General features: G+C 73.6%; 19 protein-coding genes. 14 read left to right on the forward strand and 5 right to left on the reverse strand.

Annotated elements, in window-relative coordinates; genetic code table 11:
- The first annotated feature begins 579 nt into the window (after positions 1-579).
- Positions 580-1347, forward strand: a complete 768-nt coding sequence (locus ACH414_RS24115) for a hypothetical protein (RefSeq protein ID WP_391770454.1) — start codon at positions 580-582, stop codon at positions 1345-1347.
- 68 nt (positions 1348-1415) lie between these two features.
- Here ACH414_RS24115 and ACH414_RS24120 read toward each other — a convergent pair whose 3' ends face one another.
- On the reverse strand, positions 1416-2702 hold the full coding sequence (locus ACH414_RS24120; RefSeq protein WP_398943280.1) for a DUF1015 family protein: 1287 nt from the start codon (positions 2700-2702) through the stop codon (positions 1416-1418).
- A gap of 84 nt (positions 2703-2786) precedes the next feature.
- Here ACH414_RS24120 and ACH414_RS24125 point away from each other — a divergent pair, with 84 nt between their 5' ends.
- From ACH414_RS24125 to ACH414_RS24140, 4 genes are all read left to right on the forward strand, one after another.
- On the forward strand, positions 2787-3845 hold the full coding sequence (locus tag ACH414_RS24125) for an HAD-IIA family hydrolase (RefSeq protein ID WP_398943282.1): 1059 nt from the start codon (positions 2787-2789) through the stop codon (positions 3843-3845).
- 97 nt (positions 3846-3942) lie between these two features.
- The gene (locus ACH414_RS24130) at positions 3943-4995 is read left to right on the forward strand and encodes a FecCD family ABC transporter permease (RefSeq protein ID WP_398943554.1); all 1053 of its coding nucleotides are present in this window, start codon (positions 3943-3945) and stop codon (positions 4993-4995) included.
- Entirely contained in the window at positions 4992-6026 is a 1035-nt protein-coding gene (locus tag ACH414_RS24135) for a FecCD family ABC transporter permease (protein ID WP_382546596.1), read from the forward strand. The genes ACH414_RS24130 and ACH414_RS24135 overlap by 4 nt, the downstream gene beginning before the upstream one ends.
- Positions 6023-6895 carry an ABC transporter ATP-binding protein gene (locus tag ACH414_RS24140; RefSeq protein WP_382546593.1) on the forward strand — a complete coding sequence of 291 codons (873 nt, stop codon included), beginning with the start codon at positions 6023-6025 and terminating at the stop codon, positions 6893-6895. Before ACH414_RS24135 ends, ACH414_RS24140 begins: the two co-directional genes overlap by 4 nt.
- On the opposite strand, the gene ACH414_RS24145 is transcribed toward ACH414_RS24140, so the two are convergent.
- Positions 6884-7231, reverse strand: a complete 348-nt coding sequence (locus ACH414_RS24145) for an SCP2 sterol-binding domain-containing protein (RefSeq protein ID WP_382546590.1) — start codon at positions 7229-7231, stop codon at positions 6884-6886. The two genes, ACH414_RS24140 and ACH414_RS24145, sit on opposite strands and share 12 nt — an antisense overlap.
- 42 nt (positions 7232-7273) lie before the next feature.
- On the opposite strand from ACH414_RS24145, the gene ACH414_RS24150 reads away from it, so the two are divergent.
- The 6 genes from ACH414_RS24150 (at position 7274) to ACH414_RS24175 (ending at position 13217) form a co-directional block, all read left to right on the forward strand.
- Positions 7274-7573, forward strand: coding sequence for a hypothetical protein (locus tag ACH414_RS24150; protein ID WP_398943285.1), 300 nt, complete (start codon positions 7274-7276; stop codon positions 7571-7573).
- A gap of 7 nt (positions 7574-7580) precedes the next feature.
- Positions 7581-8396, forward strand: a complete 816-nt coding sequence (locus tag ACH414_RS24155) for a TlyA family RNA methyltransferase (RefSeq protein ID WP_398943287.1) — start codon at positions 7581-7583, stop codon at positions 8394-8396.
- A complete protein-coding gene (locus ACH414_RS24160; RefSeq protein WP_382546582.1) occupies positions 8393-9316 on the forward strand; it encodes an NAD kinase in 924 nt (307 codons plus the stop codon). Before ACH414_RS24155 ends, ACH414_RS24160 begins: the two co-directional genes overlap by 4 nt.
- Positions 9317-9603: 287 nt before the next feature.
- Positions 9604-11346, forward strand: a complete 1743-nt coding sequence (recN, locus tag ACH414_RS24165) for a DNA repair protein RecN (RefSeq protein WP_386566606.1) — start codon at positions 9604-9606, stop codon at positions 11344-11346.
- The gene (locus ACH414_RS24170; RefSeq protein WP_382546577.1) at positions 11346-12047 is read left to right on the forward strand and encodes a hypothetical protein; all 702 of its coding nucleotides are present in this window, start codon (positions 11346-11348) and stop codon (positions 12045-12047) included. Before recN ends, ACH414_RS24170 begins: the two co-directional genes overlap by 1 nt.
- Before the next feature lie 90 nt (positions 12048-12137).
- On the forward strand, positions 12138-13217 hold the full coding sequence (locus ACH414_RS24175) for a glycosyltransferase family 4 protein (protein ID WP_382546574.1): 1080 nt from the start codon (positions 12138-12140) through the stop codon (positions 13215-13217).
- 373 nt (positions 13218-13590) lie between these two features.
- Here ACH414_RS24175 and ACH414_RS24180 read toward each other — a convergent pair whose 3' ends face one another.
- Positions 13591-15213, reverse strand: a complete 1623-nt coding sequence (locus tag ACH414_RS24180; protein WP_398943290.1) for a PucR family transcriptional regulator — start codon at positions 15211-15213, stop codon at positions 13591-13593.
- A 161-nt stretch (positions 15214-15374) separates the two neighbouring features.
- Here ACH414_RS24180 and ACH414_RS24185 point away from each other — a divergent pair, with 161 nt between their 5' ends.
- Entirely contained in the window at positions 15375-16901 is a 1527-nt protein-coding gene (locus ACH414_RS24185; RefSeq protein WP_386566601.1) for an APC family permease, read from the forward strand.
- Positions 16902-16935: 34 nt separating this feature from the next.
- The gene (locus tag ACH414_RS24190) at positions 16936-18582 is read left to right on the forward strand and encodes a flavin monoamine oxidase family protein (RefSeq protein WP_398943292.1); all 1647 of its coding nucleotides are present in this window, start codon (positions 16936-16938) and stop codon (positions 18580-18582) included.
- Here ACH414_RS24190 and ACH414_RS24195 read toward each other — a convergent pair.
- Positions 18575-19975, reverse strand: coding sequence for an FAD-binding oxidoreductase (locus ACH414_RS24195; RefSeq protein ID WP_382546562.1), 1401 nt, complete (start codon positions 19973-19975; stop codon positions 18575-18577). The genes ACH414_RS24190 and ACH414_RS24195 overlap by 8 nt on opposite strands.
- Positions 19976-20062: 87 nt before the next feature.
- Positions 20063-21826 (reverse strand): glycoside hydrolase family 15 protein, encoded by a 1764-nt coding sequence (locus ACH414_RS24200; protein WP_382546638.1) that lies wholly within the window; start codon positions 21824-21826, stop codon positions 20063-20065.
- A gap of 537 nt (positions 21827-22363) precedes the next feature.
- On the opposite strand from ACH414_RS24200, the gene ACH414_RS24205 reads away from it, so the two are divergent.
- Positions 22364-24022: a CTP synthase gene (locus ACH414_RS24205; protein WP_382546636.1), complete on the forward strand. Its 1659-nt coding sequence runs from the start codon at positions 22364-22366 to the stop codon at positions 24020-24022.
- Positions 24023-24054 lie beyond the last annotated feature (32 nt).

The following is a 24054-nucleotide window of genomic DNA, read 5'->3' on the forward strand; positions in this document are numbered from 1 at the left end:
GACAACCGTGGTGGTGGCTACCGGGGTCGTGACGAGCGTCCGTCCTTCCGGCGTGACGAGCGTCGTGACGAGCGGCCTTCGTTCCGCCGCGACGAGCGTCCGTCCTACCCCCGTGACGACCGCCGCGACGACAACCGCGGTGGCGGCTACCGCGGCCGCGACGAGCGTCCCTCGTACCAACGTGACGACCGCCGCGATGACCGTCGTGACGACAACCGTCGTGACGACAACCGTGGTGGTGGCTACCGGGGTCGTGACGAGCGTCCGTCCTTCCGGCGTGACGAGCGTCGTGACGAGCGGCCTTCGTTCCGCCGCGACGAGCGTCCGTCCTACTCCCGTGACGACCGCCGCGACGACCGCCCCTCCTACTCCCGCGACGACCGCCGCGACGAGCGGCCCCGTGGGCCCCGTCGTGAGGACGACCGGCGTGGTGGCGGCGGCTTCCGTGGGCGCGACGACCGACGGGACGACCGTGGGCGCGGGCCGCGTCGGGACGACCGTGGTGGCTACGGCCGCCGGGACGACCGGGACCGTCGTGGCGGGGACCGGGACCGTCCGGACCGCGCGCCGATCAAGCGTCTGCCGATCCCGCCGGAGGTCACCGGTGAGGAGATCGACCCGGACGTGCGGCAGGAGCTGATGAGCCTGCCCAAGGGTCTCGCCGAGGACGTCGCCCGCAACCTCGTCATGGTCGCCCAGCTGATCGACGAGGAGCCGGAGAAGGCGTACGAGTACTCGCGCATCGCCCTGCGGCTCGCCTCCCGTGTCGCCGCCGTCCGCGAGGCCGCCGGCTTCGCCGCGTACGCGACGCAGAAGTACGCCGAGGCCCTGGCCGAGTTCCGGGCCGCGCGGCGGATGACCGGCAGCGTCGAGCTGTGGCCCGTCATGGCGGACTGCGAGCGCGGTCTGGGCCGTCCCGAGCGTGCGCTCGCCATGGCCGGCGAGCCCGAGGTGCAGAAGCTCGACAAGGCCGGGCAGGTCGAGATGCGGCTCGTGGCCGCCGGAGCCCGCCGGGACATGGGGCAGCTCGACGCCGCCATCGTGACCCTGCAGAGCCCCGAGCTGGCGTCCAACGCCCACCACGCGTGGACCGCCCGCCTGCGCTACGCGTACGCCGACGCGCTGCTGGCCGCCGACCGCGAGGCCGAGGCGCGCGAGTGGTTCGCCAAGGCGCTGGAGGCCGACAAGGACGGCTCCACGGACGCCTCGGACCGGCTCGCCGAGCTCGACGGTGTCGAGTTCGTCGACGCGTTCGAGGACGAGGACGAGGACGAGGGCGCGGACGAGGCTCCCTCGGAGGACGTGCGTGCCGAGGACGGCGACGAGCGTGACGGCGACAAGGCCTGACCGCTGAGTGCATGAGGAAAGGGCGCATCCCCCGCGGGGGATGCGCCCTTTCTCGTTTGTCGGCGGGGTCAGTCGATCGCCAGGCTCCGCAGGACCAGGCCGGTGGCCGGCTTGGGGCCGAAGGAGGTCGACTTGCGGGGCATCGTGACGCCCTGGCGGGCCAGGTCGCGCACGACCTCCTCCTTCACCGGGTGCATCAGGACCGCCGTACCGCCGCGGCGCTCGGCCTGTTCGACGGCGGCCTCGGTGTCGTGGATGTAGGCGATGTCCTCGGGGGCGTCCGGGATGTGCCAGACGTGGTCGAGGAGCGTCGAGTGCAGGACCGTCGCGTCCAGCGTGCGCCAGGCCTCGGGGCGGTCGGTGCGGATCGTGCGGGCGAGGAGCTCCGGGTCGGGGCGGTCGACGAGGTGGAAGGTGCCGTCGCCGGCCAGGAGGAAGGCGTTGCCCTCGGCCGTCGCCGCCGCGAGGGCCTCCTGGGCCGCGGCCAGCGGTCCCTCGACGCGGGTCACGCGGAAGGCGTCGCCGAGGGCGGCCAGGGCGTCCGCGACCGGGAGGCGGTTGAGGAGGCGGTGGATCGCGCGGACCCGCAGCGGGTAGCGGGCGGTGTCGACGAGGAGGACGAGGCCGTAGTTCCAGGGGCCCGGCGCGGTGTGCTCCTCGCGCAGGCGCAGATAGGTGGCCCAGCGGTGGTGTCCGTCGGCGATCAGGGCCTGGTGACGGCCCAGTTCGGCGGCGACGGCGGCCAGGTCGGCCGGGTCGGTGACCGACCAGAGCCGGTGGTGGAAGCCGTCCTCGGTGGTGGTGGAGAGCAGCGGCTCGCGCTCGACGGTGCGGTCGACGACCGAGCCGGCGCCGTCCCCGTCGCCGCGGTAGGTCAGGAGCAGCGGCTCCAGGTTGGCGGCGGTGGTGCGCATGAGGGCGGCGCGGTCCTCGACGACGTGCGGCATGACGTCCTCGTGGGGCAGCACGATGCCCTCGGCGGGGGTGGAGAGTTCCAGGGCGCCGATGAGGCCGCGCTGGAGGATGCCGTCGCCGCGCTGCTCGTACACGTAGAGGGCGGGGTCGGGGTCCGGGGCGAGGATGCCGTCGGCGAGCCAGCGGTCGAGGGTGACGGCGGCCTTGCGGTGGCGGGTGCCGGCGGTGATCGCCTGGGGCAGGATCAGCCGGACGATGTTGTGGGGATCGGCGGACTCGAGATGGTGGAGTCCGTCAGGTCGTACGACGACGTCGTACGGCGGGGAGGTCACGGCTGCCAGACTGCCCACGCGTGCGGGCACGTACCGGAGGCCCCGGAAGGGGGCCAGGCGCAGTCCTGGGGCGCGGACGTCATCGGCCGCGTGACCTGAAGTGTTCATCTCGTCATCGTAGGTGGCCGTCTGCGATGCGCGATGATCGGGGGAGTGTGGGAATTCCACCGGTCGACGTGAGGAGCAGGCGATATGACGGGAATCGGCCAGGGCCGGCAGGGCAGGACGCGGCCGAGCGGGAGCGCGGTCGCGCTCAGCGAGGCGTACGACACGGCACTGCTCGACCTGGACGGCGTCGTCTACGCGGGCGGGGACGCGATCCCGTACGCCGTCGAGGCGCTGGGCGCGGCCCGGGCGGGCGGGATGCACCTGGCGTACGTCACGAACAACGCGCTGCGGACCCCGCAGGTCGTGGCGGAGCACCTGACCGAGCTCGGGGTGCCGGCGGAGGCCGGGGACGTGATCACCTCGGCGCAGGCGGTGGCCCGGCTGATCGCGGACGAGCTGCCGCCCGGCTCCCGGGTGCTGCTGATCGGCGGCGAGGGGCTGCGGGTGGCGCTGCGGGAGCGGGGTCTGGTGCCGGTGGAGTCGGCGGACGACGATCCGGCGGCGGTGGTGCAGGGCTACGGGGGGCCGGAGCTGGCGTGGGGGCGGCTCGCGGAGGCGAGCTACGCGGTGGCGCGGGGGCTGCCCTGGTACGCGTCGAACACGGACCTGACGGTGCCGACCGCCCGGGGGATCGGTCCGGGGAACGGGGCGGCCGTGGAGGTGGTGCGGATCGCGACGGGCGGGGAGCCGAAGGTCGCGGGCAAGCCGTTGCCGCCGATGCACCGGGAGACGGTGCTGCGGACCGGGGCCGAGCGGCCGCTGGTGGTGGGGGACCGGCTGGACACGGACATCGAGGGGGCGTCCAACGGGGGCGTGGACTCGCTGCTCGTGCTGACGGGCGTCACGGACGTGGCGCGGCTCCTGGCGGCCGTGCCGGAGCACCGTCCGACCTTTGTGTCGGCGGATCTGCGGGGGCTGCTCGTGCCCCAGCCCGAGGTGGCCGAGGCCGCCGAGGGGGCGTTCCGGTGCGGGGGCTGGACGGCCTCGGTGAGCGGCGGCGCGCTCGTGGTGGAGGGGGCGGGGGAGGCGCTCGACCCGCTGGACGGGGTGCGGGCGCTGTGTGCGGCGGCCTGGACGGAGGCGGGTACGGGGGCGTGCGGCCTGGACGCGGGGAAGGCGCTGGGGCGGCTGGGGCTGCGCTGACGGGCGGGCTGGGGGCGAGCGGTGCGTTCCCCGCTCGTACCGGGGGCCCGACAGGGGATCGATCACCCATGGCAGGGTAGGCTAACCTAACCTCGTGTTGGTCGAGAGTCCCTCCCGTACGAGCGCGGAGCCGGTCGGCCCCGTCCGGAAACCGACGCGCAGCAACTCCCTGCGTGCCGTCGGACTGGTCGCGGCCGTCGGAGTCCTGCTGCTGGTCTGCGTCCTGAGCGTCATGATCGGCGCCAAGCCGGTGCCGCTCGGCGACGTGTGGCACGGTCTGTTCCAGAACAGCGGCATCCGCAACGACGTCGTCATCCACGACGTCCGCGTCCCCCGCACCCTCCTCGGGCTGCTCGTCGGGCTGGCCCTCGGCCTGTCCGGCGCCGTCATGCAGGGCCTCACCCGCAACCCGCTCGCCGAGCCCGGGCTGCTCGGCGTCAACGCCGGCGCGGCCGCCGCCGTGGTGTCCGCGATCGCGTTCCTCGGGATCACCGACACCGGGTCCTACGTGTGGCTCGCCTTCGTCGGCGCCGGACTCGTCTCCGTCCTCGTCTACGTCCTCGGCGGCAGCCGCAGCGCCACCCCCGTACGCCTCGCGCTCGCCGGGACCGCGGCCACCGCCGCGCTGTACGGCTACGTCAACGCCGTACAGCTGCTGAACTCCGCGGCCCTGGACCGGCTGCGCTTCTGGACGGTCGGCTCGCTGGCCTCCGCGACCATGGACACCGTCACCCAGGTCGCGCCCTTCATCCTGGTCGGCGCCGTGCTCGCGCTGCTCATCGCCCGGCCGCTGAACGCCATGGAGCTGGGCGACGACACCGCCCGCGCCCTCGGCGCGCACCTCAACCGCACCCGGCTCGTCGCCATGGTCGCGGTCACGCTGATGTGCGGGGCCGCCACCGCCGCCTGCGGGCCGATCGTCTTCCTCGGCCTGATGGTGCCGTACATCGTGCGGTCCATCACCGGCCCGGACATGCGCTGGATCCTGCCGTACGCGGCGGTCCTGTCGCCCGTGCTCCTGCTCGGCTCCGACATCATCGGCCGGGTCGTCGCCCGGCCCTCCGAACTCCAGGTCGGCATCGTCACCGCGCTCGTCGGCGGGCCCGTCTTCATCCGACTCGTCCGCCGCAAGAGGATGGCCACGCTGTGAGCACCAAGACCCTGCGGACCGCCGGCGGGCTCTCCGTACGCTACGAGCCGCGCGCGCTCGTCTCCGTCCTCGGCCTGCTCGTCCTGGCGGCGGCGGCCGCGGTCGTGCTCATCGGCAGCGGCGACTTCCCCATCGCGCCCGGCGACGTCGTCGCCACCCTGCTCGGCCACGGCACGCCCGTGCAGGAGTTCGCCGTCATGGACCTGCGGCTGCCGCGGGTCCTGGTGGCCGTCTTCGTGGGCGCCGCGCTCGGCATCGGCGGCGCGGTCTTCCAGTCGGTCTCCCGCAACCCGCTGGGCAGCCCCGACGTCATCGGCTTCGGCCAGGGCTCCACCGTCGGCGCGCTCACCGTCATGGTGCTCTTCCATGGCGGCGCCGCCGCGGCGGCCGGCGGCGCGGTCGTCGGCGGCCTCGTCACCGGCGTCGTGATCTACCTGCTCGCCTGGAAGCGCGGGGTGAGCGGCTACCGGCTCGTGCTCATCGGCATCGGCGCCGCCGCCATGCTCACCGCCGTCATCAACTACCTCATCACCAAGGCGCAGTTCGTCGACGCAGCCCGGGCCACCGTCTGGATGACCGGATCGCTCGACGGCCGCGACTGGGCCCAGTTCTGGCCCCTGCTCGCCGTCAGCTGCGTGCTGCTGCCGGTCGTGCTCGGCCACGGGCGGGCGCTGCGCATGCTGGAGATGGGCGACGACGCCGCCTACGCCCTCGGGGTGAAGGTCGAGCGGACCCGGATCGTGCTCATGGGCTCGGCAGTACTGCTCGTCGCGGTCGCCACCGCCGCCGCGGGGCCGATCGTCTTCGTCTCCCTCACCGCGCCCCAGCTGGCCCGCCGGCTCACCCGCTCGCCCGGGCCCAACCTCGCCGCCTCCGCGCTGATGGGCACCACCCTGCTGCTCGTCGCCGACTGGACCGCCACCAACGCGTTCGGCGAGCGCCAGCTGCCGGTCGGCGTCGTCACCGGCGTCCTCGGCGGCTGCTACCTGCTGTGGCTGCTCGTCAGCGAGCGCAAGGCGGGCCGGATATGACCATCCAGAACACCACCAGGAGCAAGGGTATGAACGGGCAGCAGCAGGCGCAGCGGCTCATGGCCGAGTCGGTCACGCTCGCCTACGACCAGCGGGTCATCGCCCGCGACCTCAGCGTCGCGATCCCCGACAACTCCTTCACGGTCATCGTCGGCCCCAACGCCTGCGGCAAGTCCACCCTGCTGCGCGCCCTGTCCCGGATGCTCAGGCCCAGCCAGGGGCGGGTCCTGCTCGACGGGCAGGCGATCCACTCCCTGCCGGCCAAGAAGGTCGCCAAGACCCTCGGTCTGCTGCCGCAGTCCTCCATCGCCCCCGACGGCATCACCGTGGCCGACCTCGTCGCCCGCGGCCGCTACCCCCACCAGGGGCTGCTGCGCCAGTGGTCCCCCGAGGACGAGCGGATCGTGCAGGAGTCGATGGCCGCGACCGGGGTCGCCGAGCTCGCCGAGCGGTTCGTCGACGAGCTCTCCGGCGGCCAGCGGCAGCGGGTCTGGATCGCCATGGCCCTCGCCCAGCAGACCCCGCTGCTGCTGCTCGACGAGCCGACCACCTTCCTCGACATCCAGCACCAGATCGACGTCCTCGACCTGTGCGCCGAACTCCACGAGAACCAGGGCCGCACCCTCGTCGCCGTCCTGCACGACCTCAACCACGCGGCCCGCTACGCCACCCACCTCATCGCCTGCCGCGACGGCGAGGTCGTCGCCGAGGGGCCGCCGTCCGAGGTCGTCACCGCCGAGCTCGTCGAGCGGGTCTTCGGGCTGCGCTGCCAGGTCATCGAGGACCCGGAGACGGGCACGCCGCTGGTCGTGCCGGCCGGGCGCAAGGCCCGCGCCCGCACCCGCCCGGAGCCCGCGCTACAGCAGTGACCGCAGCCTGAGCAGATCGCGGAAGCCCGCCTCGAGGCCCACCCGGCCGGAGGCCCAGGCCTTCGCGAAGTTCAGCTCGCCGTCCACCATCGCCACCAGGTCGTCCCCGGTCATCCGCAGCCGGATCTGGGCCTTCCCCGGCGGCGGGCCCGCGACGGTGTCCTGGACCTCGATCCGGCCGTCCACGAGACGGCCCGTGAAGGTCGTGTCGAGGTCGGTGAGGTGACAGCTGAGGGTGCGGTCGAACGCGGCCGCGCCCCGCACGTCGCCGTCCGCCCGCGCGAGGTTGTCCGAAAGTCTGCTCAGTGCGCTGCGGCACTCGGTGATCGTCGCCATCGCGGTCGACGGTACCCCAGGGCTTCGCGGTAGCGTCGGGGCATGAGCCACCCGCAGGACCCCGACGAGGACCTCCCGCACCTGCCCCCGGGCCCCGGAGAGGACGCCGGGGACGCCCCCGCCGTGGACACCGAGGCCGCCGGACCCGCGCCCCTCGGCGTCGTACGCACCCCCACCGGGCGGCCCTCCGTCGACGCGCTGCTCGACCGCCTCGGCGACGCGGACCACCTCACGGCCGACGGACACCTCGACGTGTACGAGGATGTACACCGTGGGCTGCGCGCCGAGCTGAGCTCGCTCGACGAGCGTCCCGCCCCTCGTCCGTACGACAACAGGAGCTGAACCGAACGTGGCAGGAGTGGTCCGCCGCCGTCTCGACGCCGAGCTGGTACGGCGCAAGCTGGCGCGCTCGCGCGAGCACGCCAGCCAGCTGATCGCCGCGGGCCGGGTGACCGTCGGCAAGACCGTCGCCACCAAGCCCGCCACCCAGGTGGAGACCGCCGCGGCCATCGTCGTCGCCCAGGACGACACCGACCCCGACTACGTCTCGCGCGGCGGCCACAAGCTGGCCGGCGCCTTCGCCGCCTTCGTGCCGCAGGGCCTGCGGGTCGAGGGCCGGCGCGCGCTCGACGCGGGCGCCTCCACCGGCGGCTTCACCGACGTGCTGCTGCGCGCCGGCGCCGCCCACGTCGTCGCCGTCGACGTCGGCTACGGGCAGCTCGCCTGGTCGCTGCAGTGCGACGAGCGCGTCACCGTCAAGGACCGCACCAACGTGCGCGAACTGACCGTCGACGCCATCGACGGCATCCCCGTCGACCTCGTCGTCGGCGACCTCTCCTTCATCCCGCTCGGCCTGGTGCTGCCCGCCCTCGCCGCCTGCACCGCGCCCGACGCCGACCTGGTCCTCATGGTCAAGCCGCAGTTCGAGGTCGGCAAGGAGCGGCTCGGCACCGGCGGAGTCGTCCGCAGCCCCGAACTGCGCGCCGACGCGGTCAAGAACGTGGCCCGGCAGGCGGCCGAGCTCGGGCTCGGCGTCCTCGGCGTCACGGCGAGCCCGCTGCCCGGGCCCTCCGGGAATGTCGAGTACTTTCTGTGGCTGCGGGCCGGAGCGCCCGCGCTTGATCCCGCGGAAGTCGACCGCGCCGTGGCGGAAGGACCTCGTTGAGCACTGGTTCGAGTACCTCGACCGACAGCACCCGTACCGTCTTCCTGCTCGCGCACACCGGCCGGCCGGCCGCCGTGCGCAGCGCCGAACTCGTCGTCCTCGGGCTGCTGCGCAGCGGCATCGGGGTGCGCGTCCTGGAGGCGGAGGCGGCCGACCTGCCGCTGCCGCCGTCCGTCGAGAAGGTGCCGGAGGCCTGCTCCGACGCGCTCGAGGGCTGTGAGCTGCTCGTCGTCCTGGGCGGCGACGGCACCCTGCTGCGCGGCGCGGAGTTCTCCCGCGCCTCCGGGGTGCCGATGCTCGGCGTCAACCTGGGCCGGGTCGGCTTCCTCGCCGAGGCCGAGCGCGACGACCTCGACAAGGTCGTCGACCGGGTCGTGACGAAGGCGTACGAGGTCGAGGAGCGGATGACCCTCGACGTCACCGTCTACCAGAACGGCGACGTCCTGCACCGCGACTGGGCGCTCAACGAGGCGGCCGTGCAGAAGGTGTCGCCCGAGCGGATGCTGGAGGTCGTCCTCGCCATCGACGGGCGGCCGGTCACCGGCTTCGGCTGCGACGGTGTGATCTGCGCGACGCCGACCGGCTCGACGGCGTACGCGTTCTCCGCCGGCGGCCCGGTGATCTGGCCCGAGGTCGAGGCCCTGCTGATGGTGCCGATCGGGGCGCACGCCCTGTTCGCCAAGCCGCTGGTCACCACCCCCGACTCGGTGCTCGCCGTCGAGGTCGAGCCGCACACCCCGCACGGGGTCCTGTGGTGCGACGGCCGCCGCACCGTCGAACTCCCGGCGGGCGCCCGCGTCGAGGTCCGCCGCGGCGCCGTCCCGGTCCGGCTCGCCCGCCTCCACCACGCCTCCTTCACCGACCGGCTGGTGGCGAAGTTCGCGCTGCCGGTGTCGGGGTGGCGCGGGGCGCCGCACTAGGTCCGCCCGCCGAGCGGTGCCGGGCCGACCGGGCGTGGCACCGCGAGGGCCGGCCCCCGCACGGGCGGGGGAGCAACGCATCCGCGTCCCGTCCGGCGCGGGCACGGACACGGGCACGGGCACGACGGGAGCGTCCCCGGACGCGTCTCACCGAGGACGGCCGCCGACGGCTCCGGGAACCGCACGGGTCAACGAGCCGGTGCCGGGAAGGGCACGTGGCAGCGTCGCCGACCTGCCGATTCGCCGTCGGAGCGGGGCGACGTGGCACCGGGCGGGGAAAACCTCGTATGGTCTGGGGCGTGCTGGAGGAGATGCGTATACGGTCGCTCGGAGTCATCGACGACGCGGTCGTCGAGCTGTCGCCCGGTTTCACCGCGGTGACCGGTGAGACCGGTGCGGGCAAGACCATGGTCGTGACCAGCCTCGGGCTGCTGCTCGGCGGGCGGGCCGACCCGGCCCTGGTGCGGATCGGGGCGGGCTCCGCCGTCGTCGAGGGGCGCATCGCGCTGCCCCCGGGCGCGCCGGTCGCGGCGCGGGCCGAGGAGGCGGGCGCCGAGCTCGACGAGGGCGCGCTGCTGGTCAGCCGCACCGTCTCGGCCGAGGGGCGCTCCCGGGCGCACCTGGGCGGGCGGTCGGTGCCCGTCGGGCTGCTCGCCGAGCTCGCCGACGAGCTCGTCGCCGTGCACGGGCAGACCGACCAGCAGGGCCTGCTGAAGCCGGCCCGGCAGCGCGGGGCCCTCGACCGGTACGCGGGCGACAGCGTGGCCGTGCCGCTCGCGGCGTACGGCGAGGCGTACAAGCGGCTGCGGGCCGTCACCGCCGAGCTGGAGGAGATCACCACCCGGGCCCGGGAGCGGGCCCAGGAGGCCGATCTGCTGCGCTTCGGACTGGGCGAGATCGAGGCCGTCGAGCCGCGACCGGGCGAGGACGTCGAGCTGGCCGCGGAGGCGGAGCGGCTCGGCCACGCCGAGTCCCTGGCCTCCGCCGCCGCCCTCGCGCACGCCGCGCTCGCGGGCCAGCCCGAGGACCCGGAGGCCGTCGACGCGACGACGCTCGTCGCGGGCGCGGGCCGGGCCCTGGAGGCCGTACGGGCGCACGACCCGGCGCTCGCCGCGCTCGCCGACCGGATGGGCGAGATCTCCATCCTGCTGTCGGACGTGGCCGGGGAACTCGCCGGATACGCCGACGACCTGGACGCCGACCCGCTGCGGCTGGCCGCCGTGGAGGAGCGGCGGGCCGCGCTCACGCAGCTGACCCGCAAGTACGGCGCCGACATCGCGGCCGTGCTCGCCTGGGCCGAGCAGAGCACCGCCCGGCTCGCCGAGCTCGACGGCGACGACGACCGCGTCGGCGAGCTGACCGAGGAGCGGGACCGGCTGCGCGACGAGCTGTCGGTGCTCGCCCAGCGGCTCACCGACGCCCGTACGGAGGCCGCCGACCGCTTCGCCGACGCCGTCACCGCCGAACTGGCCTCGCTGGCCATGCCGCACGCCCGGGTGTCCTTCGCCATCCGGCAGACCGAGGACCCCGACGGCGTCGAGGTCGGCGGCCGCCGGGTCGCCTACACCCCGTCCGGTGCCGACGAGGTCGAGCTGCTGCTCGCCCCGCACCCCGGCGCCCCGCCGCGCCCGATCGCCAAGGGCGCGTCCGGCGGTGAGCTGTCCCGGGTGATGCTCGCGGTCGAGGTCGTCTTCGCGGGTACGGACCCGGTGCCGACCTATCTCTTCGACGAGGTCGACGCGGGCGTCGGTGGCAAGGCGGCCGTCGAGATCGGCCGGCGGCTGGCCAAGCTGGCGAAGACCGCGCAGGTCGTGGTCGTCACCCACCTGCCCCAGGTGGCGGCCTTCGCGGACCGCCAGCTGCTGGTGGAGAAGACCAACGACGGTTCGGTCACCCGCTCCGGCGTCACCGTCCTGGAGGGCGAGGACCGGGTGCGCGAACTCTCCCGGATGCTCGCGGGCCAGGAGGACTCCGAGACCGCGAGGGCACACGCCGAGGAGCTCCTCGCGACGGCGCGGGCCGACGCCTGATGGGGCGGCTGGGGGGCTTCGCCGTGGCCGCCGGGGTGTCCCGGGGCGTGTACGAGGGGCTGCGGCGGCGCCGCGACCCGCGCTGGGAGCGGACGAACCACGCCGGGCGGAGCGTCTCCCTGTACGCGGGTCCCGCGACGGTGCTCGGCGCCGCCGCGGGCGCCGGGAGCGGGGCGGGCGCGTTGGCCGTGCTCGCCGCCGGCGCGTGCGGGGCGTACGACGACGTCCGGGGGGACCACCGGCGCGGCTTCCGGGCGCATCTGGCGGCGCTGCGGGACGGCGAGGTGACCAGCGGGGCCGTCAAGCTGTTCGGGATCGGCGCCGCGGGTCTCGTGGCCGGGGCGCTGCTCAAGGAGCGCCCGCTCGACCGGCTGCTGGCCGCGACCGTCATCGCGGGGAGCGCCCATCTGGTGAACCTGGTCGACGTGCGGCCGGGGCGGGCCGGGCTCGCCGTCCTCGCGCTGGGCGCGCCGGGTCTGCTGCGGGGGCCGCAGGCCGCCGCGCCCATGGGGGCGGTGGCGGCCGTCCTCGGCGCCGACCTCGCCGAGGAGACCATGCTGGGCGACACCGGTGCGCACGCGCTCGGCGCGGCCGTCGGCACCGCGATCGCCGCCGGGAACGGGCGGTTCGGGCTCGCCGTCCACGCGGCGGGAGTGGTCGCCGCGGCGGTGTACGGGGAGCTGCGCTCTTCACCCGTGTGAGTGATCCCCGTCGGTAAGTTGAGGCACCCGACACGGTAACGACGCCACTTCGGTGCCGGAACGTGCGTACGGACTGGCATCCTTGGGCGCGTGACACAGCTCCGTACGGTCCAAGTGCTGGGCGACGGAAGCGCGGGTGGCGGTGCGCACGTCAGATCGCTTGCCGCGGGGCTCGTGGCGAGGGGCGTGCGGGTGACCGTGTGCGCTCCGCCCGAACTCGACCACGCCTACGACTTCATGGGCGCCGGCGCGCACTTCGTGCCGGCGCCGCGGCGGGGCGGGCCGGCGACGGTCGGCGCGCTGCGCAACCTGTGCATCGGCGCCGACGTCGTGCACGCGCACGGGCTCGACGCCTCCGTGCGGGCCGCGCTCGCCCTGTCGGGCGGGCCCCGGACGCCGCTGGTGACGACCTGGCACACCCGCAGCCGGCTCGTCGGCGCCCGCGCCGGGGTCGTGCGCCTCCTGGAGCGCAGGACCGCGCGGGCGGCGTCCGTCGTGCTCGGCACCTCGTCGGAGCTGGTCGACCGGGCGCGGCGCAGGGGCGCTCGGGACGCCCGGCTCGCGCCGGTGACCGTACCGGCCTCGCGTGCGCCGGTCTGCCTGCACGACGGCAAGGCCCGCGCCGAACTCGGCGCGGTGGACCGGCCGTTGCTCATGGCGGTGGGTGCGCTCGAACCGGGGCGCGGGTACGGGATGCTGCTCGACGCGGCGCGGGTGTGGCGGGACCTGGATCCCCAGCCGCTCCTGGTGATCGCGGGGGAGGGGCCGGAGCGGGCGGCGCTGCAGCGGCGGATCCAGGCGGAGCGGCTCGCGGTGCGGCTCATCGGGCGCCGGGAGGACGTGGCGGAGCTCCTGGCCGCGGCGGACGTCGCCGTCCTGCCGTCGCGCTGGGAGGCCCGCTCCCTGCTCGCCCAGGAGGCCCTGCGCCTGGGAGTGCCGCTCGTCGCGACGGCCGTCGGCGGGGTGCCGGAGCTCGTCGGCGACGCGGCGGAGCTGGTGGCGTACGGGGACGCGGAGGGGCTTGCCGGCGCTGTCCGGGGGCTGCTCGACGATGTCGACCGGCGGATGGATCTGGCGGCGGCGGGGCGGGTGCAGGCGGGGACGTGGCCTACGGAGGACGAGACGATCGCGCACGTCCTGACCATCTACGACGAACTCACGGGCCACTGACCCCGCCGCTCCCGCGCCCCGCGCACCCCCGTGCGGGCCGCCTCCGCCCCGCTCCGCGGAGTGTGGGCAATCGTCCCGCAGGGCGGGACGGGTGGGCACACGGGACGGCGCGCTTAGCGGCGCCTCCGCTCCTCGTGCCTTGGCCCGCACCACGACCGCGCCGCACTAGGGGTGCGGGTCAGGGCGCGGAAGCCTAGGCCCGGCAAGGGGCGCCGTCCGTTGTGCCCACCCGTTCCGCCCCAGCGGAACGAATGCCCACAACGGGGGGCCGCAGGCCCCCAACGGGCGCAGGCGCGGCCGGGAGGGTGGGCGCCGGCCCAGCGGAACGAATGCCCACAACGGCGGGGCGGGGCGCAGGTGGGCGGAGGGGCGGTTACGGCGTGTGGCGGCGGGCTCGGAGGGCCAGGGAGAGGGCCAGGACCGTTTGGGGGTCGTCCAGGTCCGTGCCCAGGAGTTCGGAGATGCGGGCCAGTCGGTTGTACAGGGTCTGCCGGTTGAGGTGGAGTTCGCGGGCCGTCTCCGCCTTGCGGCCCGCGTGGGCCAGGTACGTCTCCAGGGTCGGCAGCAGCGGCGGCCGGGAGGTGCGGTCGTGGTCGCGCAGGGGGCCGATCGCGCGGTCCACGAAGGCCGCCAGGTCCGGGTGGTCCCGGAGCCGCCACAACAGCAGGTCCGTGTCGAGGCGGCGGGCGTCGTGCCAGGGGAGGTCCGAGAGGCCCTGCGCCGCCGTCGCCGTCTCGGCCGCGTGCCGCAGCCCCGCCGAGGCCGCCGCCCAGCTGCCCGCGACGCCGACCACGACGACGGGTTGGTGAGCCCCCGAGCGCTCCAGACCGGCCCGTTCCACGCCCGCCCGCAGCGCCGCCGCGACGCGGTCGGCGACCGCGGTCCGCTCCGACTCCGAGCGCAGGCCGAGGAGGAGGGGGACACGGCCCTCGACCGGGCGCACGCCCAGGAGGACGGGGACGCCGACGGAGGAGAGTTCCTCCAGGACGGCCCGGGCCAGCAGCGCCCAGTTGCCCGACGGGGACAGTTCGGCGGCCAGTCGCATCACGACCGGCAGCAGCGGGCCCTCGCCGGGCTTGAAGCCCAGGACCCGGGCCTGCGCCGGCGCGTCCTCCGCCGAGATGCGGCCCTCGGCGAGGTCCGTCAGGAAGTCGCCGCGGCCCCGGGCGGCCAGCTCCTCCTCCTGGCGGGCCTGCATCAGGACGACCGCGAGCAGCCCGGCGGCCCGCTCGGCGGCCATCCGGTGCACGGGGGAGAGGGGCGAGGAGACGGCCAGCAGGACGAGGCGCGCCCGGATGCTGCCGGTGCCGGGGCCGCCGCCCGGCACGTCCACCAGGACCGATCCCACCGGCGGTCCGGACTCGCGGGCGGCGCGCTGCCCGCGCAGCCCGTCCCAGACCTGGAGCGGGTCGGCGGGTTCGGACTCGGTGCCCGCCGCGTACAGGAGCTGTCCGTCGGCGGTCTCCAGGAAGACCGGGTTGAGGGAGAAGTCGGCCAGGATCCGCAGCACCTGCGGCACCCCGCCGCCGCCGAGCAGCGCCTCGGTGCACTGCCGGTGGACCTCCTCCGCCTGGCGCTGGAGCGCGTAGTGCCCGTTGACGATCTCGGTGTGGATCTCCTCCGTCACGGCGACGAAGGGGACCTCGCGATGGAGCTGGACGAGGGGCAGACCGGCCGCTCGGGCCGTCTCGACGATGGTCGCCGGCAGGCGGGCGAAGCGCGGGCCGAGCTCCACCACGAGCGCCGCGATGCCCCGCTCGGCGAGCCGCCGGACGAAGGCCCGCTGCTCGGCCGGCCGGGTGCCGAGCCCGAGGCCCGTGGTGAGCAGCAGTTCGCCGCCCTTCAGCAGCGAGGCGATGTTCGGCACCTCGCCGGCGTGCACCCAGCGCACGGTGCGGTGCAGCCGGTCGGCGCCCGCGACGACCTCCGGGAGCCCGCTGCGCAGCCCCGGCAGTTCGAGGGCCCGCTGCACGGTGATCCCGCCCTGATTGTCCATGGGCCCGGACGCTACCCGCGTCGGGGTTCCGGGGACATCACCGGGGCGTTACCTGACCGGACAGTTCGTACACCAGGGCGACAACTCGTCGCCCGGTGGCGGGATTTGTGCGACCGGATGTCGATTGTGGCCTACGTCACGCGGGAGGATGCTCTCGCGCCATGGCAGAGAACCCCACCCCAGAGGCCCGGCGGGTCGACAGACTCAAGGCGGACTCGGTCGGGCTGGTCGGCGTCGTCTTCATGGCCGTCGCCACCGCCGCCCCGATCACCGCGATGACCGGCAACCTCCCCATCGCCGTCGGCTTCGGCAACGGCGTCGGCGCCCCGGCCGGCTATCTCTTCGCGACGGTCGTCCTGACCGTCTTCTCGGTCGGCTACGTCGCCATGGCGAAACGGATCACCGCGGCCGGTGCCTTCTACGGCTATATCTCGCACGGCCTCGGCCGCATCGCCGGCATGGCCTCCGGCATGCTCGCCGTCCTCGCGTACATCGTCTTCGAGGCCTCGATCGTCGGCGTCTTCGCCTACTTCGCCAAGACGACCGTGGCCGACCAGCTCGGCGTGGACCTGCCGTGGATCGGCTACGCGGCGGTGATGCTCGCGGTCACGGCCGTCCTGTCGTACTTCGACATCAACCTCACCGCCAAGGCGCTCGGCGTGATGCTGGTGGCCGAGATCGCGGTGCTGTTCGCGGTCGCCACCGCGGTGCTGATCGCCGGCGGCGGCCCCGACGGCATCCCGGTCGAACCGATCAACCCCAAGAACGCCTTCACCGGCGCCTCCGCCGGGCTCGGCCTCTTCTTCGCCTTCTGGTCCTGGGTGGGCTTCGAGTCGACCGCGATGTACGGGGAGGAGTCCCGCGACCCCAAGCGGGTGATCCCGAAGGCGACGCTGATCTCGGTCGTCGGCGTCGGACTCTTCTACATCTACGTCTCCTGGATGACCATCGCCGGCAACGGCCTGAGCGGCTCGGTCAAGCTGTCCGCCTCCTCCAGCCCGCTCGACCTGTTCTTCGCGCCCGCCGAGTCCTTCATCGGCGCCTGGGCCGTCGACGCCTTCCAGTGGCTGCTGCTCACCGGCTCCTTCGCCTGCGGCATGGCCTTCCACCAGTGCGCCTCGCGCTACCTCTACGCCATCGGCCGCGAGGGCTTCCTGCACCCGGCGCTCGGCCGCACCCACCCCCGGCACGGCTCGCCGTACCTCGCCTCCTTCGTGCAGAGCGTCATCGCCGTCGTCCTCGTCGGTGCCTTCTGGCTCACCGACCAGGACCCCTACATCCACCTCTACACGCTGCTGGCGATCCTCGGCACGATGGCGATCCTCATCGTGCAGACCCTCTGCTCCTTCGCCGTCATCGGCTACTTCCGCAAGAACCACCCCGAGGACCGGCACTGGTTCAAGACCCTGGTCGCCCCGCTCCTCGGCGGCATCGGCATGACGGCCGTCGTCGTGCTGCTGATCATGAACATGGAGACCGCGGCCGGGCTCGCCGCCGACTCCCTCTTCTTCAAGGCCATCCCCTGGATCGTCGGCGTCGTCTTCTTCGGCGGCCTCGGCCTCGGCCTCTACCTCAAGGCCCGGCGCCCCGAGCGCTACGAGATCATCGGCCGGATCGTCCTGGAGGACGCCGCCGAGCGCACCGACGACAGCACCGAGCCCGCCCCCGCCGCCGTACCGCAGAGCTGATCACTCCCCAGACGATCTCCCCCAGGAGCGCCCCATGGCACGCACCAACCCGATGCACCTCCTGAAGCAACTGGCCGCCGAGCACGCCGACGCCCGGCGGCTGGACATCCCCGTCGACGAGCTGCGCGGCCTGAGAACCGACGGGCCCGGCCGGCGCACCCTCCTGAAGTACGCGGCGGCGGCCGGCCTCGCCGCCTCCGCCGTCTCCGCGGGGACGGCCCTCCCCGCGGCGGCCGCCACTCCCGACCCGCCGGTCAAGGACAGCGCCGCCCGCGTGGCCGTCGTCGGCGCCGGCATCGCCGGGCTCACCGCCGCCCTCACCCTCCAGGACGCCGGCCTCAGCTCCGTCCTCTACGAGGCCAACCCCGCCCGGGTCGGCGGCCGGATGTGGACCCAGCGCGAGCACTGGGCGTACGGGCAGACCTCCGAGATCGGCGGCGAGCTCATCGACACCAGCCACAAGAAGATCCTGGAGCTCTGCCGCCGCTTCGGCCTCGCCACCGAGGACTTCCTCGGCGACGGACCCAACGGGGCCGAGGAGGTCCTCTGGTTCAACGGCGGGTACTACCCGCGCGCCCAGGCCGACGAGGACTTCAACGCCGTCTACCAGGCGCTCCACCGCGATCTGCTCGACGCGGGCGAGGTGCGCTGGAACCAGACCACCCCCACCGGCACCGCCCTCGACAACATGTCGCTGTACGAGTGGATCGAGCGCCGCGTCCCCGGCGGCCACTCCTCGCCGCTCGGGCGCTTCCTCGACGTCGCCTACAACGTCGAGTACGGCGCCGACACCACCGAGCAGTCCTCGCTCGCCCTGGTCCTGCTCATGGGCTACCAGACCAACCCGGGCAACTTCAACGTGTGGGGCCTGTCCAACGAGCGCTACCACGTCGTCGGCGGCAACGACCGGCTCCCGAACGCCATCGCCGGGGCCCTCAAGCCGGGCACCCTGCGCATGGGCTGGTCCCTCGACGCCGTGCGCGCCAACGCCGACGGCACCCAGACGCTCACCTTCACCGAGGCGGGCGCCACCCGGACCGTCACCGCCGACCACACCATCCTGTGCGTCCCGCTGCCGATCCTCCAGCGCCTCGACCTCAGCCGGGCCGCCTTCGACCCGCTCATGACCGACCTGCTGCGGGACGCCCGGATGGGCTACTGCACCAAGCTCAACATGCAGTTCGGCACCCGCCCCTGGCGCGGCACCGGCCCCTGGCCCGGTGTCTCGGCGGGCGACTGCTTCACCGACGGCGAGGTGCAGCAGACCTGGGACACCACCAAGGTCCAGGGCGGCACCGGCGGCATCCTCCTCCAGTACGGCGGCGGCACCCTCGCCAAGTCCCTGAACCCGGCCGGGCCGTTCTCCACCGAGTCCGACCCGTACGTACGCGGCCTGGTCACCCGCTACCTCGCGGGCATCGACGCCTTCTTCCCCGGCACCTCCAAGGCGTACACGGGCCGCGCCCAGCTCTCCGCCTGGCACAAGAACCCGTACTCCCTCGGCGCGTACTCCTGTTGGCCGGTCGGCTACCTGCACCGCTACGCCGGCTACGAGGGCACCGCGCAGGGCCGCGTCCACATCGGCGGCGAGCACTGTTCGTACGACTTCCAGGGCTTCATGGAGGGTGGCGCCACCGAGGGCGAGCGGGCCGCCCGGGAGGTGATCGCCGCCCTCAGGTGACCGGCTGAGCGGCCGGCGCGATGTTGTGGTTGAAGCGGAAGGTGTTGTCGGGGTCGTACTCGGCCTTGACCCGGGCCAGGCGCCGGTAGTTGTCGGCGCCGAAGCCCGCCGTCACCCGCTGCCGCCCCTCGTCGCCGGTGAAGTTGAGGTAGACGGCCCCCGTCGACCACGGCTGCGCGTCGGCCCGTACGTCCCTCACCCACTGGACGGCCCGCGCGTCGTCGGACGGGTCCTCCCAGACCGCGAAGGGGTGAAGCGCCCAGCGCGCGGTACGCCACGGGATCGGGTACTCCTCCGGTCCCGCGGCCAGCCGCCCGCCCATCGGGAACAGCACGTGCTGCATGCCCGAGGGCACGATCATGTCGTCGGCGCGGGCGCAGAAGGCGTCGACGGCCTCGTCGGGGAAGCCGGTCAGATACTCGGCCGACCAGTAGTTCCGCATCCCCGGCGGGTCGTCGAGCATGCACTGGAAGTCGGCGTACGGGATGTCCATGAGCAGTTCCACCGACGGCTTCAGCGCGTACAGCGGCGCCGCGAGCTCCCGCGCCTCGGCGGCCGGCCCGGCGTACGTCACGAGGGCCCCGCTCAGCAGGGTGCCCTGGAGCTCCTCCGGGATGAACGGCTCGGGAGGCGCGTTGAGGTAGATCCCGCCGCCGCCCGCCTCGTCCGGCGCGTCGGCCATCAGGTCCCGGTAGGCCCGGATCACGTCGGGCCCGGCCTCGCTCGGGAAGAGCAGCATCGCGAAGCCGAACTCGGGCAGCGGGTGCACCCGCAGCGTCATCGAGGTGACCACGCCGAAGTTGCCGCCGCCGCCGTGCAGCGCCCAGAACAGCTCCGGGTTCTCCTCGGCGTCCGTGTGCACGTGCTTGCCCTCGGCCGTGATGAGCTCCGCGGCGAGCAGGCTGTCGCAGGCCAGCCCGAACTTGCGCTCCAGCCAGCCCGATCCGCCGCCCAGCGTGAAACCGCCGACCCCGGTCGTGGACGCCCGCCCGCCGGTCACCGCCACGTGGAAGGGCTGGCAGGCGCGGTCGAGGTGGCTCATCGTGGCCCCGCCCTCGATCCGTGCCGTCATGTGCTCGGGGTCGGCCACCACCTGGTGCATCCGCCGCAGGTCCACCACGAGCCCGCCGTCGTTGAGGGCCGAGCCCGCGACGCTGTGCCCGCCGCCGCGCACCGCTATCGGCAGCCCCGTCTCGCGGCCGAACAGCACCGCGTTGGAGACGTCCTCCGGGGTCGCGCACTGGGCGATGACGGCGGGACTCCGGTCGATCATCGCGTTGAAGACGACCCTGGCCTCGTCGTAGCCGGGATCGCCGGGCGTGAACACCTCGCCCGCGAGGTCCTCGCGCAGACCGGCGAGGGCGCTGTCCGTGACGGTGGTGTGGGGAGCCATGGGATGCCCCCCTTTCGTACGGGGGGACAGGACACCTTCATCGTAGGTCCGGGCCCCGTCCCCCGCCCCTCAGGTTCCGGACCGGGCCTAGCCCCCGTACGCCCCGGACGCCGTCAGCCGCAGTGCCGTGTCGATCAGCGGAACGTGGCTGAAGGCCTGCGGGAAGTTGCCCACCTGACGCTGGAGCCGGGGGTCCCACTCCTCGGCGAGCAGGCCCAGGTCGTTGCGGAGCGAGAGCAGCCGTTCGAAGAGCTTGCGGGCCTCGTCGACCCGGCCGATCATCGCCAGGTCGTCGGCGAGCCAGAACGAGCAGGCGAGGAACGCGCCCTCGTCGCCCTCCAGGCCGTCCACGCCCGCCTCCTCGCCGGCCGTCGGGTAGCGCAGCACGAAGCCGTCCTCCGTGGACAGCTCCCGCTGGATCGCCTCGATCGTGCCGATCACCCGCTTGTCGTCGGGCGGCAGGAAGCCCATCTGGGGGATGAGCAGCAGCGAGGCGTCGAGCTCCTTGGAGCCGTAGGACTGGGTGAAGGTGTTGCGCTCCTTGTCGTAGCCCTTCTCGCAGACGTCCCGGTGGATGTCGTCGCGCAGCTCGCGCCAGCGCTCCAGGGGGCCGTCGGCGTCGCCGGACTCGATCAGCTTGATGGTGCGGTCGACGGCCACCCAGGCCATCACCTTGGAGTGGGTGAAGTGGCGGCGCGGGCCGCGCACCTCCCAGATGCCCTCGTCGGGCTGGTCCCAGTTCTTCTCCAGGTAGTTGATCAGCTTGATCTGGAGGAGCGAGGCGTAGTCGTTGCGGGACAGGCCCGTCATGTGCGCCAGGTGCAGGGCCTCGGTGACCTCGCCGTAGACGTCGAGCTGCAGCTGGTTGGCGGCCCCGTTGCCGACCCGGACCGGGCCGGAGTTCTCGTAGCCGGGCAGCCAGTCGAGCTCCGCCTCGCCGAGTTCGCGCTCGCCCGCGATGCCGTACATGATCTGCAGGTTCTCGGGGTCGCCGGCGACCGCGCGCAGCAGCCAGTCCCGCCAGGCGCGGGCCTCCTCGCGGTAGCCGGTGCGCAGCATCGAGGAGAGGGTGATCGCCGCGTCCCGCAGCCAGGTGTAGCGGTAGTCCCAGTTGCGCACGCCGCCGATCTCCTCCGGCAGGGAGGTGGTCGGTGCGGCCACGATCCCGCCGGTCGGCGCGTACGTCAGCGCCTTCAGGGTGATCAGGGAGCGGACCACGGCCTCCCGGTAGGGGCCGTGGTACGTGCAGTGCGCGACCCACTCGCGCCAGAACTCCTCGGTCGCCTCCAGCGAGCCCTCGGGGTCCGGCAGCGCCGGCGGCTCCTTGTGGGAGGGCTGCCAGGAGAGGGTGAAGGTGATCCGGTCGCCGGGGGTGACGGTGAACTCGGAGTAGGTGGTGAGGTCCTTGCCGTGGGTCTCGACGTCGGTGTCGAACCAGACCGAGTCGGGGCCCGCGACGGCCACCGTGCGCTCGCCCACCTTGTGCACCCAGGGCACCACGCGGCCGTAGCTGAACCGCATCCGCAGCGAGGAGCGCATCGGCACCCGGCCGCTGACGCCCTCGACGATCCGGATCAGCTGCGGGGCCCCGTCGCGCGGGGGCATGAAGTCGGTCACCCGGACCGTGCCGCGCGGGGTGTCCCACTCGGACTCCAGGATGAGCGAGTCGCCGACGTAGCGGCGACGGTCGGCCGGGAGGGCCGGGGCCCCCTCGGGGCCGGCCGGGCCGACCCGCCAGAAGCCGTGCTCCTCGGTGCCGAGCAGTCCCGCGAAGACGGCGTGCGAGTCGAAGCGGGGCAGACAGAGCCAGTCGACACTGCCGTCCCGGCAGACCAGCGCCGCGGTCTGCATGTCTCCGATGAGTGCGTAATCCTCGATGCGCCCGGCCACGTGCTTCACTCCAGTCCAACGGCCACGTCCGCCCCGCGGGGCGCTTACTACAGGTCAGCGGTCAAGGGATCGTTGACGAGCTCAGGGTCCGGGGGAGGGCGGGGGTGGTGCCGTGCCGGTCCGGCTCGGCAGCGCGTGTCCGAGCAGGATACGACGCACCCTAGTGACCGGTGGCGCCGATCTTGAACGTCATTGCTCCGTTCGGGTGAACGGGTCTTGACCTCGGCCAGGATCCAGGCCAGGACCCCGGCCGTGCCCCACCGCGGCTCCGGGCTCCGGCCGCCCCGACCACGGCGTGTCGCGGTACGTGTGCACCCGACTGCCCCGTGTGGCCGGAAGCGGTCTCCCGATGTCGCTGATACCCTGGTACCCCGTGGACCGGTGGGAAACGGCGACAGCCGAGGACCCCGCAACCGCAGCGACGGCACCCCCCGATTCTTCCGGAGGGGACGCCGGTACGCACCTCCAGAACGCGACCACGGGAGCCCCCTCTTGGCGATGCCGCCCAACACCACGACGACCAAGCACATCTTCGTCACCGGGGGTGTCGCCTCCTCGCTCGGCAAGGGCCTCACCGCCTCCAGCCTGGGTGCGCTCCTCAAGGCCCGCGGCCTGCGGGTCACGATGCAGAAGCTCGACCCGTACCTGAACGTCGACCCGGGCACGATGAACCCGTTCCAGCACGGTGAGGTGTTCGTCACCAACGACGGCGCCGAGACCGACCTGGACATCGGCCACTACGAGCGCTTCCTCGACGTCGACCTCGACGGCTCGGCCAACGTCACCACCGGCCAGGTCTACTCGCAGGTCATCGCCAAGGAGCGGCGCGGCGAGTACCTGGGCGACACCGTCCAGGTCATCCCGCACATCACCAACGAGATCAAGTCCCGCATCCGCCGCATGGCGACGGACGACGTGGACGTCGTGATCACCGAGGTCGGCGGCACGGTCGGCGACATCGAGTCGCTGCCGTTCCTGGAGACCGTCCGCCAGGTCCGTCACGAGGTCGGCCGCGACAACGTCTTCGTCGTGCACATCTCGCTGCTGCCCTACATCGGCCCCTCGGGCGAGCTGAAGACCAAGCCGACCCAGCACTCGGTCGCCGCCCTGCGCAACATCGGCATCCAGCCCGACGCGATCGTGCTGCGCGCCGACCGCGAGGTCCCGACCGCGATCAAGCGCAAGATCTCGCTGATGTGCGACGTCGACGAGGCCGCCGTGGTCGCCGCCATCGACGCCCCGTCGATCTACGACATCCCGAAGGTGCTGCACACCGAGGGCCTGGACGCCTATGTCGTCCGCAAGCTCGACCTGCCCTTCCGCGACGTGGACTGGACCGTCTGGGAGGACCTCCTCGACCGCGTCCACAACCCCGACCACGAGGTCACCGTCGCGCTCGTCGGCAAGTACATCGACCTGCCCGACGCCTACCTCTCGGTCACCGAGGCCATGCGGGCCGGCGGTTTCGCCAATAAGGCCCGGGTCAAGGTCAAGTGGGTCACCTCCGACGACTGCAAGACCCAGGCCGGTGCCGAGAAGCAGCTCGGCGACTGCGACGCCATCCTCATCCCCGGCGGCTTCGGCGACCGCGGCGTGAGCGGCAAGGTCGGCGCGATCCAGTACGCCCGCGAGAAGAAGGTGCCGCTGCTCGGCATCTGCCTCGGCCTGCAGTGCATCGTCATCGAGGCCGCGCGCAACCTGGCCGACATCCCCGAGGCCAACTCCACCGAGTTCGACCCGGCCACCGCGCACCCCGTCGTCTCGACGATGGAGGAGCAGCTGGCGTACGTCGAGGGCGCGGGCGACCTGGGCGGAACGATGCGCCTCGGCCTGTACCCGGCGAAGCTCGCCGAGGGCTCGGTCGTCCGCGAGACCTACGGCGACGAGCCGTACGTCGAGGAGCGCCACCGCCACCGCTACGAGGTGAACAACGCGTACCGCGCGGAGCTGGAGAAGAAGGCCGGTCTGGTCTTCTCCGGCACCTCCCCGGACAACAAGCTCGTCGAGTTCGTCGAGTACCCGAAGGACGTCCACCCCTACCTGGTCGCCACCCAGGCGCACCCGGAGCTCAAGTCCCGCCCGACCCGCCCGCACCCGCTCTTCGCGGGCCTGGTGAAGGCCGCCGTCGAGCGCAAGACGGGCAAGTCGGCCGAGTAGCCGCCTGGCGTTAACGTTGCCGGGGTACGCGT

The sequence above is a fragment of the Streptomyces sp. NPDC020422 genome, from assembly GCF_044386705.1.
In the GTDB taxonomy this organism is placed as follows: Bacteria; Actinomycetota; Actinomycetes; order Streptomycetales; family Streptomycetaceae; genus Streptomyces.

What these genes read in the sequence shown, in the direction of transcription:
- ACH414_RS24170 (WP_382546577.1), top strand. Translation starts at nt 11,346, where the DNA reads ATGGGGCGGCTGGGGGGCTTCGCCGTGGCCGCCGGGGTGTCCCGGGGC.
- ACH414_RS24205 (WP_382546636.1), top strand. Translation starts at nt 22,364, where the DNA reads ATGCCGCCCAACACCACGACGACCAAGCACATCTTCGTCACCGGGGGT.
- ACH414_RS24150 (WP_398943285.1), top strand. Translation starts at nt 7,274, where the DNA reads ATGAGCCACCCGCAGGACCCCGACGAGGACCTCCCGCACCTGCCCCCG.
- ACH414_RS24180 (WP_398943290.1), bottom strand. Translation starts at nt 15,213, where the DNA reads ATGGACAATCAGGGCGGGATCACCGTGCAGCGGGCCCTCGAACTGCCG.
- recN (WP_386566606.1), top strand. Translation starts at nt 9,604, where the DNA reads ATGGTCTGGGGCGTGCTGGAGGAGATGCGTATACGGTCGCTCGGAGTC.
- ACH414_RS24125 (WP_398943282.1), top strand. Translation starts at nt 2,787, where the DNA reads ATGACGGGAATCGGCCAGGGCCGGCAGGGCAGGACGCGGCCGAGCGGG.
- ACH414_RS24185 (WP_386566601.1), top strand. Translation starts at nt 15,375, where the DNA reads ATGGCAGAGAACCCCACCCCAGAGGCCCGGCGGGTCGACAGACTCAAG.
- ACH414_RS24200 (WP_382546638.1), bottom strand. Translation starts at nt 21,826, where the DNA reads ATGCAGACCGCGGCGCTGGTCTGCCGGGACGGCAGTGTCGACTGGCTC.
- ACH414_RS24140 (WP_382546593.1), top strand. Translation starts at nt 6,023, where the DNA reads ATGACCATCCAGAACACCACCAGGAGCAAGGGTATGAACGGGCAGCAG.
- ACH414_RS24145 (WP_382546590.1), bottom strand. Translation starts at nt 7,231, where the DNA reads ATGGCGACGATCACCGAGTGCCGCAGCGCACTGAGCAGACTTTCGGAC.
- ACH414_RS24190 (WP_398943292.1), top strand. Translation starts at nt 16,936, where the DNA reads ATGGCACGCACCAACCCGATGCACCTCCTGAAGCAACTGGCCGCCGAG.
- ACH414_RS24120 (WP_398943280.1), bottom strand. Translation starts at nt 2,702, where the DNA reads ATGAACACTTCAGGTCACGCGGCCGATGACGTCCGCGCCCCAGGACTG.
- ACH414_RS24195 (WP_382546562.1), bottom strand. Translation starts at nt 19,975, where the DNA reads ATGGCTCCCCACACCACCGTCACGGACAGCGCCCTCGCCGGTCTGCGC.